Origin of the sequence: Streptomyces sp. NPDC057438, assembly GCF_042802995.1 — a bacterium.
Taxonomy (GTDB): Bacteria; Actinomycetota; Actinomycetes; order Streptomycetales; family Streptomycetaceae; genus Streptomyces.
In genome coordinates this window covers 42,068-59,687 of the sequence record NZ_JBHVDD010000019.1, presented here as the reverse complement: position 1 = coordinate 59,687, position 17,620 = coordinate 42,068, and the positions used below count along the sequence as shown (strand labels likewise).

At 73.5% G+C, this 17,620-nt stretch carries 15 protein-coding genes; 9 read left to right on the top strand and 6 right to left on the bottom strand.

Features of this window, described 5'->3' with window-relative positions:
• Positions 1-10 precede the first annotated feature (10 nt).
• The 3 genes from ACFU5F_RS13805 to ACFU5F_RS13795 are packed head-to-tail and all read right to left on the bottom strand — an operon-like array spanning position 11 to position 3,041.
• Positions 11-1,234 carry a CaiB/BaiF CoA transferase family protein gene (locus ACFU5F_RS13805; protein ID WP_383886463.1) on the bottom strand — a complete coding sequence of 408 codons (1,224 nt, stop codon included), beginning with the start codon at positions 1,232-1,234 and terminating at the stop codon, positions 11-13.
• Between the two features lie 41 nt (positions 1,235-1,275).
• Positions 1,276-2,064, bottom strand: coding sequence for an ABC transporter permease (locus ACFU5F_RS13800; RefSeq protein ID WP_383886460.1), 789 nt, complete (start codon positions 2,062-2,064; stop codon positions 1,276-1,278).
• Positions 2,061-3,041, bottom strand: coding sequence for an ATP-binding cassette domain-containing protein (locus ACFU5F_RS13795; protein WP_383886457.1), 981 nt, complete (start codon positions 3,039-3,041; stop codon positions 2,061-2,063). The genes ACFU5F_RS13800 and ACFU5F_RS13795 overlap by 4 nt, the downstream gene beginning before the upstream one ends.
• Before the next feature lie 63 nt (positions 3,042-3,104).
• On the opposite strand from ACFU5F_RS13795, the gene ACFU5F_RS13790 reads away from it, so the two are divergent.
• Positions 3,105-3,812: a TetR/AcrR family transcriptional regulator gene (locus ACFU5F_RS13790; RefSeq protein WP_383886454.1), complete on the top strand. Its 708-nt coding sequence runs from the start codon at positions 3,105-3,107 to the stop codon at positions 3,810-3,812.
• 3 nt (positions 3,813-3,815) lie between these two features.
• On the opposite strand, the gene ACFU5F_RS13785 is transcribed toward ACFU5F_RS13790, so the two are convergent.
• The 3 genes from ACFU5F_RS13785 to hmgA are packed head-to-tail and all read right to left on the bottom strand — an operon-like array spanning position 3,816 to position 7,134.
• A complete protein-coding gene (locus ACFU5F_RS13785; RefSeq protein WP_383886452.1) occupies positions 3,816-5,009 on the bottom strand; it encodes a type ISP restriction/modification enzyme in 1,194 nt (397 codons plus the stop codon).
• Between the two features lie 21 nt (positions 5,010-5,030).
• Positions 5,031-5,780, bottom strand: coding sequence for a GntR family transcriptional regulator (locus ACFU5F_RS13780; RefSeq protein WP_383886450.1), 750 nt, complete (start codon positions 5,778-5,780; stop codon positions 5,031-5,033).
• Positions 5,781-5,808: 28 nt separating this feature from the next.
• Entirely contained in the window at positions 5,809-7,134 is a 1,326-nt protein-coding gene (gene hmgA / locus ACFU5F_RS13775) for a homogentisate 1,2-dioxygenase (RefSeq protein ID WP_383886447.1), read from the bottom strand.
• A 294-nt stretch (positions 7,135-7,428) separates the two neighbouring features.
• Here hmgA and ACFU5F_RS13770 point away from each other — a divergent pair, with 294 nt between their 5' ends.
• The 8 genes from ACFU5F_RS13770 to ACFU5F_RS13735 all read left to right on the top strand — a co-directional run bounded on the left by ACFU5F_RS13770 (position 7,429) and on the right by ACFU5F_RS13735 (position 17,546).
• A complete protein-coding gene (locus tag ACFU5F_RS13770; protein WP_383886445.1) occupies positions 7,429-8,046 on the top strand; it encodes a TetR family transcriptional regulator in 618 nt (205 codons plus the stop codon).
• A gap of 523 nt (positions 8,047-8,569) precedes the next feature.
• On the top strand, positions 8,570-10,837 hold the full coding sequence (locus ACFU5F_RS13765; protein WP_383886442.1) for a molybdopterin oxidoreductase family protein: 2,268 nt from the start codon (positions 8,570-8,572) through the stop codon (positions 10,835-10,837).
• Between the two features lie 121 nt (positions 10,838-10,958).
• Positions 10,959-12,422, top strand: coding sequence for a CitMHS family transporter (locus ACFU5F_RS13760; RefSeq protein WP_383886439.1), 1,464 nt, complete (start codon positions 10,959-10,961; stop codon positions 12,420-12,422).
• A 92-nt stretch (positions 12,423-12,514) separates the two neighbouring features.
• Positions 12,515-13,786, top strand: coding sequence for an MFS transporter (locus ACFU5F_RS13755; RefSeq protein WP_383886436.1), 1,272 nt, complete (start codon positions 12,515-12,517; stop codon positions 13,784-13,786).
• Between the two features lie 151 nt (positions 13,787-13,937).
• Positions 13,938-14,564, top strand: coding sequence for a hypothetical protein (locus ACFU5F_RS13750; protein ID WP_383886434.1), 627 nt, complete (start codon positions 13,938-13,940; stop codon positions 14,562-14,564).
• 58 nt (positions 14,565-14,622) lie between these two features.
• Complete coding sequence (locus ACFU5F_RS13745; protein ID WP_383886432.1) at positions 14,623-15,420, top strand: class F sortase; 798 nt, start codon at positions 14,623-14,625, stop codon at positions 15,418-15,420.
• A gap of 125 nt (positions 15,421-15,545) precedes the next feature.
• A complete protein-coding gene (locus tag ACFU5F_RS13740) occupies positions 15,546-16,016 on the top strand; it encodes a DUF3574 domain-containing protein (protein WP_383886429.1) in 471 nt (156 codons plus the stop codon).
• Between the two features lie 141 nt (positions 16,017-16,157).
• Complete coding sequence (locus ACFU5F_RS13735) at positions 16,158-17,546, top strand: aldehyde dehydrogenase family protein (RefSeq protein ID WP_383886426.1); 1,389 nt, start codon at positions 16,158-16,160, stop codon at positions 17,544-17,546.
• The last annotated feature ends 74 nt before the right edge of the window (positions 17,547-17,620 follow it).

The window sequence follows — 17,620 nt, the reverse complement described above, 5'->3', positions numbered from 1 at the left end:
AGGCCCGCGTTCAGGCGACCACACCGTCCCGGCGCAACGCTGCGATCTCTTCGTCCGTCATCCCCGCGGCACGGAGCAGCGACCCGGTGTGCTCCCCGAGCGCGGGCACCGCTCCCATCCGCGCCTCGTCCCCGCCCGGCAGCGTGATGGGCGGCAGCAGTGCCCTGAGCGGCCCCACCGGTGACGCCACGTCCCGCCACCGGTCCCGCGCCGCCAGCTGCGGATGCTCCGCCACCTCCGTGACGTCCCTCAGCCGCGCACAGGCGATCCCCGCCGCCTCCAGCCGCTCCAGCGCCGTGACCGTGTCCAGCTCCCCGAGCGCCGTCGCGACCAGTTCGTCGGTACGCTCCCGGCGCCGGACCCGCGCCGGATTCGTCGCGAACGCCGGATCGTCGGCCAACTCCGGCCGCCCCAGCACCCGTTCGGCGAGCCGCCGCCACTCCCGGTCGTTCTGCACCGACAGCAGCACCCGGCCGCCGTCCGCCGTCGCGTAGGCGTCGTACGGCGCGATCACCGCGTGCCCGAGCCCCGTGCGCGCCGGCGCGGTCCCGCCGTGCAGGGTGTGGTGCAGCGGATGCCCCATCCACTCGGCCAGCGCCTCCAGCATCGACACCTCCACCGGCCCGCCCCGCCCGGTCGTCCCCCGCCGGACGAGCGCCGCCAGCACGCCCGAGAACGCGTACATCCCGGCGGCGATGTCCGCCGCCGGGATGCCCGCCTTCACCGGCTGCTCCGGTGTCCCCGTCACCGACACCAGACCGGCCTCGCACTGCACGAGCATGTCGTACGCCCGCTTGTCCGCGTACGGCCCCGACGCCCCGTAGCCCGAGATGTCCACCGCGACCAGCCGGGGGTGCGCGGCGCACAGCGTGGCCGCGTCCAGACCGAGCCGGGCCGCCGCGCCCTGCGCGAGGTTCTGCACGAACACGTCCGCGTCCGCCACCAGTCGCGTGACGACGGCCAGGCCGCGCGGGTCCTTCAGGTCCAGCGCCAGCGACTCCTTGCCCCGGTTGCACCACACGAAGTGCGAGGCCAGGCCCCGTGCGGCGGTGTCGTAACCGCGGGCGAAGTCGCCGCCGTCCACCCGTTCGACCTTGATCACCCGCGCCCCGAGGTCGGCGAGCTGCCGGGTGGCGAAGGGGGCGGCGACGGCCTGTTCGACGGCGACGACGGTGATGCCGTCGAGGGGCAGCGGATCGCCGGTGCGGGGGAGTGGGCGCATGCCGTGGATCATGACCCCGCCGGGACGCCGTTGTCATCAGGGCGTGCCGAGTCTCACGTGCCCCGGGGACCGGCCGCGTAGGTGCGGACCGTGAGCGGCACGAACACCGCGAGCAGGACGCCGCACCACAGCAGCGACCCGGCGACGGGATGGGCCACCGGCCAGGCGGCGCCCTCGGGGACGGGCGCGTTGCCGAAGAGATCGCGCAGGGCCGTGGCGACCGCGCTGATCGGGTTCCACTCGGCGGCCGTGCGCAGCCGGCCGGGCAGGCCCTCGGCCGGGATGTACGCGGTGGACAGCAGCGGCAGCAGGAACGTCGCGCCGCCCAGCTGCCCGGCCGCCTCCTCGTTGCGGGTCAGCAGGCCCAGGAAGATGCCCGTCCACACGGCGGCGAAGCGGAACAGCAGCAACAGCCCGAACGCCCCCACCGCCGCGAGCGCGCCCCCCTCCACACGCCAGCCCACCGCGAGCCCGACCAGCAGGAACAGCGCGGACCCGGCGGCCGTGACGAGCACGTCGGCCAGCGCCTGCCCGAGCGGCACGGCGGCCCGGCTCATCGGCAGGGCGCGGAAGCGGTCCATCACGCCCCGGTGCGTGTCCCGGGCGGCCTCGAACATGCCGGTCATGATCCCGCCGGCCGCCGTCGCCACCAGCAGACCGGGCACCAGGAAGCGCCGGTACTCCTCGCCCGGCACCGCGAGCGCGCTGCCGAAGACATAGCCGAAGAACAGCAGCATCGACACGGGCATGGTCTGGGTGAGGATCAGCAGCCCCGGGTTGTTCCGCAGCCGCCGCAGCTGCCGGCCCAGCATCGCCGTGCCGTCGTACGCCAACGCGTTCACGCGGCACGCCCCTTGAGGCCGGCGGAGCCCTCGGCGCGGTCCGCGCCGGAGCCCTGCGTGAGACGGAGGAACACGTCGTCGAGGGTCGGCGGGCGCAGGCCGGCGTCCAGCAACGGCACGCCCGCCGCGTCGAGTTCACGCACCAGGCGGGGGAGCGTGAGCGTCGGGTCGAGGGTGACCACGCCCACCGCGCGCCGCTCGTCGTCGAACGAGGGCCGCGCCGCGGTGAGTCGGTCGAGGACGGCCGCCGCCCCGGCCATCGCGCCCGCGTGGGCGACGACGACCTCCGCGTACGAGCCGACGAGCGCCTTGAGCTCGGGCGGTGAGCCGCTGTGCGCGATCCGGCCCCGGTCCATCAGCACGATCCGGTCGGCCAGCTGGTCGGCCTCCTCCAGGTACTGCGTGGTGAGCAGCACGGTCGTCCCCTCCTCCTTCAGGTCGCGCACGGCGTCCCGGATCCGGTTGCGGCTGGCCGGGTCCAGCCCGGTGGTGGGCTCGTCGAGGAAGAGCACCGCCGGACGCCGGATCAGACTGACCGCCAGATCGAGCCGGCGGCGCATACCGCCCGAGTAGGTGGAGGCCGGCCGGTCGGCGGCCTCCGTCAGCCCGAAGCGGTCGAGGAGGTCGCCCGCGCGGCCCGCCGTGTCGCGGACGCGGTGCAGCCGCGCGAACAGCCGCAGGTTCTGCCGCCCGGTCAGATCGCCGTCCACCGACGCGTACTGCCCCGTCACGCCGATCGCCCGCCGGACCGCGCCCGGCTCCCGCACCAGGTCGTGACCCGCGATCCGTGCCGAGCCCGCGTCCGGCCGCAACAGCGTCGCCAGCAGCCGGACTGCCGTCGTCTTGCCCGCCCCGTTCGGGCCGAGCATCCCGACCACCGTGCCCTCCGCCACGGCCAGATCGAGGCCGCGCACGGCGTGGACGTCTCCGAAACGCTTCTCCAGACCCTCACTAAGTACAGTGTACGTAGTTGTCATGGGGTGACCATAGCGCACTACGTACGCCGTACGTAACTAGGATGGTGACCGAGGTGATGATCGATGGCTGGCCGAGCGGACGAACCCGCTGTGATCTGGGCGCGTCCCGAGCGCACCGGCCGGGGCCCCCGACCCGCGTTCACCCGCGCGGACATCGCGGCGGTCGCGGTCCGGCTCGCCGATGCGGGCGGCCTCGACGCGGTGTCCATGCGGCACGTCGCGGCCGAACTGGGCTGCGGCACGATGTCGCTGTACAACTACGTCCCCCGCAAGGAGGACCTGTACGAGCTGATGGTCGACGCGGTCGGCGGCGAGCACGAGCTGTGGGAGCCCGGCGAGGACTGGCGGGCCGAGATGCGGCGGGTGGCGTACCAGACGCGTGACCTGCTGCGCCGGCACCCGTGGATGCCCCGGCTGATGTCGCCGGTCTACGGGTTCAGCCCCCACGCGATGCGCTACCTGGAGCACTGCCTCGCCTGCATGGACCCGCTCGACGCGCCCTACGGGACGAAGATGCAGCTCCTGGGCATGCTGAACGGGTGCGTGACGACCTATGTGGCGAACGAGCTGGCGACGGCCGAGCGGGTGCGGTCACTGCCGTGGTCGGAGGACCGGGAGAACGAGATCCGGATCGCGTATCTCGGGGCGCAGATCGCGAGCGGGGCCTATCCCCGACTCGCCGCGGCGTTCACGGAGGACCCGGGGCCGATCGATCTGGAGGCCGTGTTCGATCGGATGGTGGGCAGGGTCCTGGATTCGTTCGCACCCTGAGGTCTACAGCAGTGTGAACTGGCCCTCCGGGCCCTCCTCCCGGTGGTCCAGGACCGAGGCAGGCCTGCGGGACGGCTCCGGGACCGGGAGTACGCCGGCCTCGCGCAGGTCTCCCGCCGTGATCGGGCGGCCGACCGTCAACTCGTCCGCAGCGGGGCGGGCTTCCGCCAGCAGTGCCAGCACCGTGACCAGCTCCAGCAGCTCCGACGTCCAGGTCTGCGGCCAGGTCGCCGGGCGGATCGCCTCCAGCGTGCCCGGCTCCGCCTCTTCCGTCCTGCGGGCCAGCCACGCCTCCAGCACGCGGACACCGCCGACATGGAGGTCCCAGGCCGTGGACGGGACGGGGGAGATGCGGCCCTCGTCGACGAAGAGGGTCTCCTCGTCACGGTCGTAGCGGATCTCGACCGGCCGGGCGGGCAGCGGTGCGCGCACGTACGGGCGGCGGCCGCCGGGCAGCTTGGGCCGGTCGCCGTCGCGGCGCATCAGCCACAGGGTCCGCCGGCCCAGCTCCACGCCACGGGACCAGACGTCCGGTTCGGTGGGCAGCGGAACCCCGACGCCGTGCGGGCCGGAGCGCGCGACGGCCAGGATCCAGGCGAGGACGTCGACGGGACCGACGGGGCCGGTGCCCAGGCGCTCGCCGAGGTACTCCGGCAGGCCCGGTGCGAGGTTCGGCTCGACGGCCCCCGGGCGGCGGTACAGCGGACGGACGCGGCCTGCGCGGGGGCCGTGCGGCGGGGCGAGCGGGAGGACGGCCGACGCGAGGAGTGGGGGGCCGGGCGCGTCCGGGGCGGCCGTCTGCTCGACCACGAAGACCTGCCGCTCGTCCGCCACCCGCCACAGCTCGGGGCGGGCGGCGTCGATCAGCCGGTGGTCGGGGAGGAGCCACTGTTCGTCGAACGGGGCGGCGAGGACCCGGACCGGCTCGGCGCAGGGCCCCGACTCCCGGGCCAGCCGGCCGGTGCCGCCGGACCGGCCCGGCAGCTGGGCCACGGCCGAGGCCGGGGTCCGGGAACGGGTGGGGACGAACAGGGCCTCGCGGTCCGGGCCCTCCGCCTTCATCAGCGCGTCCCAGCGGGCCTTCAAGGATGCCGCGTCCGGGGCCGCCGGCCACCCCCGGCCCAGCCGTGGCGGTGCGACCGACCACGGCATGAGGTCCGCGAGGAGCGGAGTGTCGTCGAGCGTCACGCTGGGCATCGTACGACCTGGTCCTCCGGGTCAGTGGGCGTCGAGGGTGACCGTGAACGAGAAGCGGTCGCCGCGGTAGTGGATGACCGCCACGTCGAGGACGCGGCCGGTGTCGTCGTAGGTGACACCCGTGTAGTGGAGGATCGGGCTGAGCAGCGGGACCTGGAGGAGGCGGGCCGTCTCCGGGTCGGCGATGCGCGCCTCGACGGTGTCGGTGATCCGGCCGATGGCCACGCCCACGACATCGCGCAGGACCTTCGTCATCGGCCAGCGGAGCAGGTCGTCGCGGTCGATGCGGGCGGCCAGCTCGGGACGGACGTAGTTGCGGGCGTGGTTGGTGGGCTCGCCCGTCTTCTCGTCACCGCGCAGCCGGTGGTACGTGGCGACCTCGGTCAAGTCCGGGAAGTAGTCGGCGAGTTCACCCGACAGGGGGGCGCTGCCCTGGTCCAGCAGCTCGGTCGTCATGCCCGACTGCTGGGCCACGATCGCATCCACCGAACCGAGCAGGCGCACGGGCGAACCCCGCCGGGCGCTCGGCTCGATGAACGTGCCGCGCCGGCGGTGCCGGGTGATCAGCCCCTCGTCCTCCAGCTCCTTCAGCGCCTGCCGCATGGTCAGCACGCTCACCCCGTAGTGCCCGGCCAGCTGCTCCTCGGTCGGCAGCCGCAGGGGGTCCCGGGGCGACCGGCCGAGTATCGAGGCGCGCAGGGACTGCGAGACCTGATACCAGAGCGGCAGTTTGCGGTTCAGGACGATCGAGTCCGGAGCGAATGAGGTCACGACGCTATCCGTACCCGGCGGGACACGTTCAGTGCAACGGGCCGAAGTGGCGCCGCAGCCCGGACCACACGTCGTCGTACCCCCGCTGCAGGTGCTCCGCGCGGGCCGCCTGCGCGGTCACGAGGATCGGCCAGCGCGTCTCGAACATGAAGGCGAGACCGTCGTCGACCCGCTGCGGCTCCAGCTCCGCCGCGCTCGCCCGGTCGAAGGTCTCCCGGTCCGGCCCGTGCGCGGACATCATCGTGTGCAGCGAACCGCCGCCGGGCACGAACCCTCCTTTTCCGGCTGCCTTCGCGTCGTACGCGCCCTCGATCAGCCCCATGTACTCGCTCATCACGTTCCGGTGGAAGTACGGCGGCCGGAACGTGTCCTCGCCGACCAGCCAGCGCGGCGCGAAGACGACGAAGTCCACCCCGGCCAGACCGGGGGTGTCGGTCGGCGACGTCAGCACCGTGAAGATCGACGGATCCGGGTGGTCGTACGAGATCGTCCCGATGACGTTGAAACGGCGCAGGTCGTAGACGTACGGCGTGTAGTTGCCGTGCCAGGCGACCACGTCGAGGGGGGAGTGGTCGTAGGTGGCCGTCCAGAGGTTGCCGCAGTACTTGTTCACCACCTCCACCGGGCCCTCGACGTCCTCGTACGCGGCCACCGGCGCCCGGAAGTCGCGGGCGTTCGCCAGACCGTTGGCGCCGATCGGGCCGAGGTCGGGGAGGCGGAAGGGAGCGCCGAAGTTCTCGCAGACATAGCCGCGGGCGGAGGCGTCGAGGAGGTCGACGCGGAAGCGGACGCCCCGCGGGATCAGGGCGATCTCGCCGGGCTCGGCGTGCAGCAGCCCGAACTCGGTGCGCAGGAGGAGGCCGCCGCGCTCCGGGACGATCAGGAGTTCGCCGTCCGCGTCGCTGAACACCCGCTCCATCGCGGAATCGGCGTGGTACAGGTGCACGGCCATGCCCGTGCGCTGCGCGGCGTCGCCGTTGCCGCCGAGGGTCCACAGGCCGGCGAGGAAGTCGGTCCCGGCCGGGGGCTCCGGGAGGGGGTTCCAGCGCAGGCGGTTGGGGTCGGGGACCGTCTCCGTGAACGGGGCCGTGCGCAGGGTGCCGTTGTCCGTGCGGGTGAAGGCGGGATGGGCGGCCGAGGGGCGGATGCGGTAGAGCCAGGAACGGCGGTTGTGGGACCTCGGCTCGGTGAACGCGGTGCCGCTGAGCTGCTCCGCGTAGAGCCCGAGCGGGGCGCGCTGCGGGGAGTTGCGGCCGTGCGGCAGTGCGCCCGGGACCGCCTCCGAGGCGTGCTCGTTGCCGAAACCGGAGAGGTACTCCAGTCCCTCGGCCGTCTTCCTCACGTCCCCGCTCATGCCTGCTCCCTCGCCGTCCTCGATTCCTATGCTTCACCGTAGGATTCCATCGGGGCGGGCGCAAGGGGACCGGGTGGCAACCGGACGCCTGTGTGCGTCGGCGGATCGGGTGCATCGGGCGGAGAGGGAGAACCGGATCGCCGGGGGATCCGTCCTGTCAGTGCGGTGCTCTACTCTCCCGGAAGGCGGTGGACGTGCGGATGTCCGCCGCTCACCCGTGCGCCGCTGAGCGGGAGCGGCGGTACCGGCCGTACTGATATTCGGACAGCTCATCGGACCTAGGCGGAAGGCATCATGAAGCCCGTGTCCCAGGCGACCTCCCTGCGCCGCGCACCCGTGCAGCGGCGCAGTGCCGAACGACTGACCAGGATCCTCGACGCGTGTGCCGAGCTCCTCGACGAGGTGGGCTACGACGCGTTGAGCACCCGCGCGGTGGCGCTGCGCGCGGGTGTGCCCATCGGCTCCGTCTACCGCTTCTTCGGCAACAAGCGCGCGATGGCCGACGCGCTCGCCGAACGCAACCTGGACCGCTTCACCGACCGGGTCACCCGCCGCCTGCGGGCGACGGGCGGCCGGGACTGGCGCACCGCGATGGACGCGGTCCTCGACGAGTACCTCGACATGAAGCGCAACGCCCCCGGCTTCGCGCTCATCGACTTCGGCAACCAGATCCCGGTCGGCGGCAGCCGGCAGGAACCCAACCACCTCGTCGCCGACCGGCTGTCCGACCTGCTCTCCGCCTTCATCGACCGCACCCCCGACGAAGACCTCCGCCGCACGTTCCTCATCGCCGTCGAGACCGCCGACACCCTCGTCCACCTGGCCTTCCGGGTGGCCCCGCAGGGCGATCCGCGGATCATCGAGGAGATGCGGGCGCTGCTGCGGGCGTATCTGGCGCGCGTGCTGGACTGACGGTCTCGCGCCCGTGCCGCACCAGCCGCTGGCGTGCCGGCCCGCCCGACCGACGGCTCGCGTGCCCGCCCGACGGCCTGCCGGCTCGCCTGCGCGTCCCGGATCGACCGCTGGTGCGCCGGCCCGACGGCCCGACCGCTCGTCTGCGCGTCCCGGATCGACCGCTCGCGTGCCGGCCCGACGGCCCGACCGCTCGTCTGCGCGTCCCGGATCGACCGCTCGCGTGCCGGCCCGACGGCCTGACGGCCCGACGGTCCGACCCGCTCGCCCCCGACCGGCCCCGCCCGGAGGGCCCCGTGCCCGGCGCGGACCGTGGGCCAGGGTCGTCCGGCCCGCCTCCCTCCGGCCGCGGGCGGTAGGGGCCCGGCACCGAGGGCGGCGGCCTCGCGGATTCTCGACAGGACCCCGAAGGGCCTCCCCTCGGTGCATACCGGTCGGTATGCTCGGCCTCGGTGCCGCGGGCCTCACCGCCCGCCGCCCCTGTCCGAGCGTCACCGTCGCCGCCGTCCCTTCGGGAGGACCCGTGTCCACCACCACCGACTCCCGCACCGCCCTGCGCGTCTGTCCACTCTGCGAGGCGACCTGCGGGCTCACCCTCACCATCGAGGGCACGCGGGTGACCAAGGCCCGCGGCGACCGGGACGACGTGTTCAGCAAGGGGTTCATCTGCCCGAAGGGCGCCTCGTTCGGTGCCGCCGACGCGGACCCCGACCGGCTGCGCACCCCGCTGGTCCGCGAGGACGGCGAACTGCGCGAGGCCACCTGGCAGGAGGCGTTCGACGCCGTCGCGGCGGGGCTCCGGCCCGTCGTCGAGGCCCACGGCCCCAACGCCGTCGGCATCGTCCTCGGCAACCCGAACGTCCACACGATGGCCGGCGCCCTCTACCCGCCCGCCCTCATCGCCGGCCTCGGCACCCGGAGCCTGTTCAGCGCCTCCACGGTCGACCAGATGCCCAAGCACGTCTCCAGCGGACTGCTCTACGGCGACGCCAACGCCATCCCCGTCCCCGACCTGGACCGCACCGACCACCTGCTGCTCCTCGGCGCCAACCCGCTGGAATCCAACGGCAGTCTGTGCACCGCCCCCGACTTCCCCGGCAAGCTCAAGGCCCTCAAGGCACGCGGCGGCACCCTCACCGTCGTCGACCCGCGCACGACCCGTACGGCCAGGCTCGCCGACCGGCACGTGGCGATCCGCCCCGGCACGGACGCGCTGCTGCTCGCGGCGATGGCGCAGGTCCTCTTCGAGGAGGGGCTCGTCGGCCTCGGCGACCTCGCCCCGCTGGTGCTCGGGGTCGAGGAACTGGCCTCCGCCGTAGCGGAGTTCACCCCCGAAGCCGTCGCGGCGGCCTGTGACGTCGACGCCGGGACCATCCGCGCGCTCGCCCGCGAACTGGCCGCCGCGCCCACCGCCGCCGTGTACGGCCGCATCGGCAGCTGCACCGTCCCGCACGGCACCCTCGCCAGCTGGCTCGTCGACGTGCTCAACATCCTCACCGGCAACCTCGACCGGCCCGGCGGCGCCCTCTTCCCGCGGTCCGCGACCGACAAGCCGACCCGGCCCGCCGGACCGGGCCGCGGCTTCGCGCTGGGCCGCTGGCGCAGCCGGGTCAGCGGCCACCCGGAGGCGAAGGGCGAACTGCCGCTGTCCGCGCTCGCCGAGGAGATCGACACCGCCACTCCCGAGGGCACCCCGGTCCGCGCCCTCATCACGATCGCCGCCAACCCCGTCCTCTCCGCACCCGACGGCGACCGCCTCGACAAGGCCCTCGACTCCCTGGACTTCATGGTCAGCGTCGACCCCTACCTGGGCGAGACCGCCCGCCACGCCGACGTCGTCCTGCCGCCGCCCCCGCCCTCCCAGGCCCCGCACTACGACTTCGCCTTCAACTCCTTCGCCGTGCACAACCAGGTCCGCTACAACCGTGCCGCCGTCCCCCTGGAGGACGGCCGCATGGCCGAGACGGAGATCCTCGCCCGCCTCGTCCTCGCCGCCACCGGCATGCACGGCGCCGACCCCTCCGCCGTGGACGACCTGGTCATCGGCCAGACCCTGGGCAAGGCCGTCAAGGAGGCCCACTCACCCGTCCACGGCCGCGACCCGAAGGAACTCGCCGGCCTGCTCACCGGCGACAGCGGCCCCGAGCGCCGCCTCGACATGATGCTGCGCCTCGGCCCGTACGGCGAGGGCTTCGGCGCGGAGCCGGACGGGCTGACGCTGGACAAGCTCCTCGCCCACCCGCACGGCATCGACCTCGGTCCGCTGCGGCCGCGACTGCCGCAGCCGCTGAAGACGGTCAGCGGCAAGGTGGAGCTGCTGCCGCAGCCGATCGTCGACGATCTGCCGAGGCTCCGCACGGCCCTGCGGGAGCGCCCGGCCGGTCTCGTCCTCATCGGCCGCCGCCATCTGCGGTCCAACAACAGCTGGCTGCACAACATCCCCGCCCTCACCGGCGGCTCCAACCGCTGCACCCTGCACATCCACCCGGACGACGCCGACCGCCTCGGCATCGGTGACGGCGACGCCGTTCGGATCAAGGGCGCCGGGGGAGAGGTCACCGCTCCCGTCGAGGTCACCGACGTCGTACGACGGGGTGTCGTGAGCCTTCCGCACGGCTGGGGACACGACCGTCCGGGCACCCGGATGAGCCACGCGGCGATCGACCCCGGGGTCAACGTCAACCAGCTCCTCGACGGCTCCCAGCTCGACCCGCTGTCGGGCAACGCGGTCCTCAACGGCGTCCCCGTGGAGCTGGCCCCTGTCACCGCCCGAGCAGGTGCAACGCTGTGACCAGGAGTTCTGCTCTTATTGCTCGCATGTCAACGTCTTGTTAACGCTTGTGGAGCCGCCCTAACGTCGTCGCACCGCCGGTGCCCTGGTGGGAGTTCAAGGGCGAACGTTAGGTATCCACATGCTGACCATCCTCGGCTTCGCCATGATCGCGACCTTCCTGGTCCTGATCATGATGAAGAAGATGTCGCCGATCGCGGCACTCGTACTGATCCCCGCGCTCTTCTGCGTCTTCGTCGGAAAGGGAGCCCATCTGGGCGACTACGTCATCGAGGGGGTGGGCAACCTCGCGCCCACCGCCGCGATGCTGATGTTCGCCATCGTCTACTTCGGCCTGATGATCGACGTCGGTCTCTTCGACCCGATCGTCCGGGGCATCCTGAAGTTCTGCAAGGCCGACCCGCTGCGCATCGTCGTCGGCACGGCCCTGCTCGCCGCGATCGTCTCCCTCGACGGCGACGGCTCGACGACCTTCATGATCACCGTCTCGGCGATGTACCCGCTCTACAAGCGCCTGAAGATGAGCCTGGTCGTGATGACCGGTGTCGCCGCCACCGCCAACGGCGTGATGAACACGCTGCCCTGGGGCGGCCCGACGGCCCGCGCCGCCACCGCGCTCAAGCTCGACGCCGCCGACATCTTCGTCCCGATGATCCCCGCGCTGCTCGTCGGCCTTCTCTTCGTCTTCATCCTCGCCTACTTCCTCGGCCTGCGGGAACGCAGGCGCCTCGGCGTGCTGAGCCTCGACGAGGTGCTGGAGCAGGAGAAGATCGTCAAGGACGAGGAGACGTCCGGCTCCGAGGAGAGCGTGCTCGTCGGCGCCGGCACCTCCGCCGCGGGCTCCGGCTCCGGCGACGACAAGGTCCGTACGGCGAAGACCTCCGGCGGCGCGGGTTCCGGCACCGACGCGGACGGCGACGACGACGAAGCCGACGACGTCCGCCTCCAGGGCCTGGACCCCAACCGCCCGACGCTGCGCCCCAAGCTGTACTGGTTCAACGCGCTTCTCACGGTCGCGCTGCTCACCGCCATGATCATGGAGTGGCTGCCGATCCCGGTCCTCTTCCTGCTCGGCGCCGCGCTCGCCCTGACGGTCAACTTCCCCCACGTCCCGGACCAGAAGGACCGGCTGGCCGCCCACGCCGACAACGTCCTCAACGTCTCCGGCATGGTCTTCGCCGCCGCCGTCTTCACCGGCGTCCTCCAGGGCACCGGCATGGTCGACTCGATGGCCAAGTGGATCGTCGACGGCATCCCGGGCGGCATGGGCCCGCACATGGCCCTCGTCACCGGCTTCCTGAGCCTGCCGCTCACCTACTTCATGTCCAACGACGGCTTCTACTTCGGTGTCCTCCCGGTCCTCGCCGAGGCGGGTGCCGCCCACGGGGTCTCGCCGCTGGAGATCGCCCGCGCCTCCCTCGTCGGCCAGCCGCTGCACATGTCCAGCCCGCTGGTGCCGGCCGTGTACGTGCTCGTCGGCATGGCCAAGGTCGAGTTCGGCGACCACACGAAGTTCGTGGTGAAGTGGGCGGCGGCGACCTCTCTCATCATCCTCGGCGCCGGTGTGCTGTTCGGCATCATCTGAACCCGGGAGTCCGCTTCTCCACAACCCGACTCCCCCGCGCCGGTGCGTAGTTCGCCCGCACCGGCGTGAACGTCCCCAGGAGGAACCGCATCGTGAGGCCCGGCAGGAACCGCGGCTGGCTGCTCCGCCTCGTCATCGCCTTCGGCTTCGCGCAGGGGGCGGTGTCGATGGCCCGGCCCGCCGTGTCCTACCGGGCCCTCGCGCTGGGCGCCGACGAGCGCGCCGTCGGTGTGATCGCGGGGGTCTACGCCCTGCTCCCGCTGTTCGCCGCGGTGCCGCTCGGCCGCAGGACCGACCACGGCCGGTGCGCGCCCCTGCTGCCCGTCGGCGTCGTGCTCATAGCCGGCGGCTGCGTCCTGAGCGGCTTGGCGAACTCGCTGCCGGCGATGGCCGTGTGGAGCGGGGTGATGGGTCTCGGCCACCTCTCTTTCGTGATCGGCGCCCAGTCGCTGGTGGCCCGCCAGTCCGCGCCGCACGAACACGACCGCAACTTCGGTCACTTCACCATCGGCGCCTCCCTCGGCCAGTTGGTCGGCCCGATCGCCGCGGGCGCCCTGATCGGCGGCTCGGACATGGCCCGCACCAGCGCCCTGGCGCTGGTGGTCGCGGGTGCCGGGGCCGCGGTCGCGTTCACCTCGCTGTGGCGGATAGAGCGCCCGGTGGAGCCCACGTCCCGTACCGGGCGGGGGGACAGGGTGCCGGTGCACCGCATCCTGCGCACCCGGGGCGTGCCGGGCGGCATCTTCATCAGCCTCGCCGTACTGTCGGCGACCGACGTCCTCACCGCGTATCTGCCGGTGGTCGGTGAGCACCGGGGTATCGCACCCTCGGTGATCGGTGTCCTGCTCAGCCTGCGGGCGGCGGCGACCATCGCGTGCCGTCTGGTGATGACGCCGATGCTGCGCCTGCTCGGCCGGACCGCCCTGCTCACCGTCACCTGTGTGCTCGGGGCCGTGCTGTGCGCCGGGATCGCGCTACCGGTACCGGTGTGGGCGCTGGCTCTGATCCTCGCCGCGCTCGGGTTCTGCCTCGGGGTCGGACAGCCGCTGTCCATGACGACGGTGGTGCAGGCCGCGCCGGACGAGGCCCGCTCCACCGCCCTCGCGCTGCGGCTGACGGGGAACCGGCTCGGGCAGGCCGGGGCGCCCGCCGCCGCCGGTCTGGTCGCCGGAGTCGCCGGCGTGGCCGCGCCGTTCGTGATGCTCGGCGCGCTGCTGCTGGTGTCGGCGGGCATCGCCCTGCGTTCACCGGCCCGGCCGGGGGCGAGCGGCGAGCCGGAGGCAGGGCCGGGTGAGGAGAGGGGGCCGGAGACCGGATCGGGCGAGGAGAAGAGGCCGGAGGCAGGGGCGGGCGAGAAGAAGTAGGGGAAGGCTGCCCGGTTCGGTGCCCGCCTGGGCCGGAAGGGGGACATCTGACGGGGTGTCGGGCGCGGCTCCTCCCGTGCCCCGTGTGATGTGACAGAGAGTCAGGCGAAAGAACGATTTGTGTGAAAATCGTCTGACTCGGAGGTTCTGCATGCCCACCTCGTCCCGCCCGCGTCCCGCCGGAGTGCGCGCGAGTGCCGCCACCGTCCTCGCGGCACTCACCGTCACGGGAGCCAGCCTGATCACGGCACCGGCCGCCGTCGCCGCCCCGGGCGACCCCGACGTCGTGATCCACAAGGTGGGCTTCCCGTTCGACAACCAGCGCAACCAGCCGCTGGTCTGCGACTTCTATCTCTCCGCCTTCAACTTCCCGGCGGACCCCACGCCGTCGCAGCGCATCAGCTGGACCATCGACAACCAGCCCCCCGCCCCGCGCACCGACCCCGTCGCCACGGGCGAGATCACCCTCGCGGCCGACGGCACCGGACACAGCACGCCCGTGGCACCGGAGAACGCGGCGCGGCTTCCCGACGGGGAGTACGTGCTGACCTGGCGGACCATCGGCGGCACGCTGGAGGAAGGGCGCAGGAGCATCAACGTCAACTGCCCGCCCCCCGGTCTCGCCGGTCCCGAGGGCGCCGTCCCGGCGGGCGCCGGGGGTCTCGCCCTGACCCAGGACTTCGCGCCGGTCGGGGGCGCGGCCGCCGTGGGCCTCGCCGCGGTCGGCGGGGTGGCCTACCTGCGGCTGCGCCGTCGCCGCGCCGATGGCGCCGCGTAGACGCCGGCCGAGGCCCTGGTACCGGACGCGCGCCTACCGCCTGGTGCGGACGGTCGTGATGACCGTCGCGCTGGTGGCGGGCGGCGTCCACCTGGCGGAGCACAGGGAGCGGGCGACGGCCGCCGAGGCCCTCTCCGGGGCGCCCGGAGCCCAGGCGTCCCTGTACTTCACGCCCCCTCCACCGGGCGAGCCCGCGCGCACCCCGTCGTCCGCCGCGCCCGCCCGCACCGCGCCCCCGGCCTCGGCACCCGGCCGTGGCGCCGAGCCCGGCGGGCGCACGCCCCCGGCCGGGCGGGTGAGCCGGGCTCCCGCCGAGGCGGCGCCGTCCGCCCCCACCACCGGACCGGCCGTGCCGAAGCGGCCCGCCCGGCCCCGTACGCTGCCGCCCTCCCCGGCGAAGACCGTCACCATCCCGTACCTCGGCATCGAGGCACCGGTGACCGGGCTCCGCCTCGACGGCCGGCGGCGGCTTCCCGCGCCGCCGGACGACAAGCCCACGCTGGTCGGCTGGTACGTCCAGGGGCCCGCTCCCGGTGGGCCCGGCACGGCGGTCGTCGTCGGCCACCGGGACACCCGGACCGGTCCGGCCGTCTTCGCCGCGCTGGACGTGATCAAGCCCGGGCGGATCGTGGAGGTCCTGCGGGCCGACGGCCGCACGGCCGTCTACACCGTGGACGCCGTGCGGACGTACGACAAGAGCCGCTTCCCCAGCAAGAAGGTGTACGGGCACCGCGGCCGGCCCGAGCTGCGCCTGATCACCTGCGGCGGCACCTACGACCGGCGGAAGGGGTACGCGAGCAACGTCGTCGTCTTCGCCCATCTCACCGCCACCCGGGAGCCCGCGCGCACCCCGTGAGTCCGGCGTGCGGAGTGCGTGCCGTACGCCCCCGGCGGGCCCCGGGGGGCGTACGGGCGCACCCGCGGACCGGTACCGGCGCGGCCGACGGATCCGGAGCGGGTGACCCCGCTAGAGCTGAACGCATGACCCAGCACTCCAGCCCCACCCGTACCCGCGTGCCCCTCGGGGTCGCCGTCTGCCTGCTGGCCGTCGGCGCCCCGGCCGCGTACGCCGCCCTCGCCGAGGACGTGCCCACCGGCTCCGTGGTCGCCCCGGCGCGCGGGTTGCCGTACATCGAGACGCGGCTGTTCTTCGGCACCGAGCGCCCGGGCGGCGGTCCGGCCGTCACCGCGGAGCAGTTCATGGCGTTCGTCGACCGCGAGGTCACCCCCGGGTTCCCGGCCGGGCTGACCGTGCGCGAGGGGCGCGGGCAGTGGCGGGACGCGCACGGCACGATCGAGAAGGAGCGGTCGTACGAGCTGATGCTGCTGTATCCGGTGACGGCGGCCGCCGCGAGCGACCGGAAGATCGAGGAGATCCGCGGCGACTACCGCGCGGAGTTCGCGCAGGAGGCGGTGGCGCGGGTCGACGACCGGACGCGCGTCGATCTCTGAGACGGCCCCGCCACGCCCGGTGCGACGCTCCGTGACCGATGGCGAGAAGAGTCCTGCCTCACGGCCCGGGGCTCTGGTGCCGGAAAACTATCAGGGCTAGTTTTTGGGGCGGACGACCACGCCCGCTCGGAAGGCAGCACGATGAAAGCACACGACGGCATGTACATCGACGGCGGCTGGCGGCCCGCCGCCGGGACCGGCACGATCGAGGTCGTGAACCCGGTCGACGAACAGGTGCTCGACCGGGTGCCGGCGGGCACCGCCGAGGACGTCGACGCCGCCGTACGCGCCGCGCGCGCCGCCCTGCCCGCCTGGGCGGCGACCCCGCCCGCCCAACGGGGCGCGCGCATCGGAGCGCTGCGCGACGCGCTCGCCGCGCGCCGGCAGGAGATCGCCGAGACGGTGACGGCCGAGCTGGGCGCGCCGCTGCCGTTCTCCCAGCGGGTGCACGCGGACCTGCCGGTCGCGGTCGCCGCGTCCTACGCCGAACTGGCCGCCGAGCACGTCTTCGAGGAGCGGATCGGCAACTCGACCGTCCACCACGAGCCCATCGGCGTCGTCGGCGCGATCACCCCCTGGAACTACCCCCTCCACCAGATCGTGGCCAAGGTCGCCCCCGCCCTCGCCGCCGGTTGCACGGTCGTCCTGAAGCCCGCCGAGGACACCCCGCTGGTGGCCCAGATCTTCGCCGAGGCCGTCCACGAGGCGGGCGTACCCGCCGGGGTGTTCAACCTGGTCACCGGTCTGGGCCCGGTCGCCGGGCAGGCGCTCGCCGAGCATGACGGCGTCGACCTGGTCTCCTTCACCGGCTCCACGGCCGTGGGCCGGAGCATCGCCGCGACGGCCGGGGCCGCCGTCAAGAAGGTGGCGCTGGAACTCGGCGGCAAGTCCGCCAACGTCATCCTCCCGAGCGCGGACCTGGGCAGGGCGGTCGCCACCGGCGTCGCCAACGTCATGTCCAACTCGGGCCAGACGTGCAGCGCCTGGACCCGCATGCTCGTCCACACCTCCCAGTACGACGAGGCCGTCGCGCTGGCCGCCGAGGCCGCCGCGAAGTACGGCGACCGCATCGGCCCGCTCGTCAGCGCCAGGCAGCGGGACCGGGTGCGGGGCTACATCGAGAAGGGTGTCGCCGAGGGCGCCCGGCTGGTCGCGGGCGGCCCCGAATCCCCGCGCGAGCGCGGCTGGTACGTCAGTCCCACCGTCCTCGCCGACGTGACGCCGGAGATGACCGTCGCCCAGGAGGAGATCTTCGGCCCGGTCCTGTCGATCCTCCGCTACGAGGACGAGGAGGACGCCCTGCGGATCGCCAACGGCACGGTGTACGGGCTGGCCGGCGCGGTCTGGGCCGGCGACGACGGCGAGGCCGTGGCCTTCGCCCGCCGGATGGACACCGGCCAGGTCGACATCAACGGCGGCCGCTTCAACCCGCTGGCCCCGTTCGGCGGTTACAAGCAGTCGGGGGTGGGCCGCGAACTCGGTCCCCACGGCCTGGCGGAGTACCTGCAGACCAAGTCCCTTCAGTTCTGAGCGACACGGTTCCGAGCGCCCCGGCTTCGAGCGCCCCGGCTTCGAGCGCCCCGGTTCCGAGCGCTCCGGCTTCG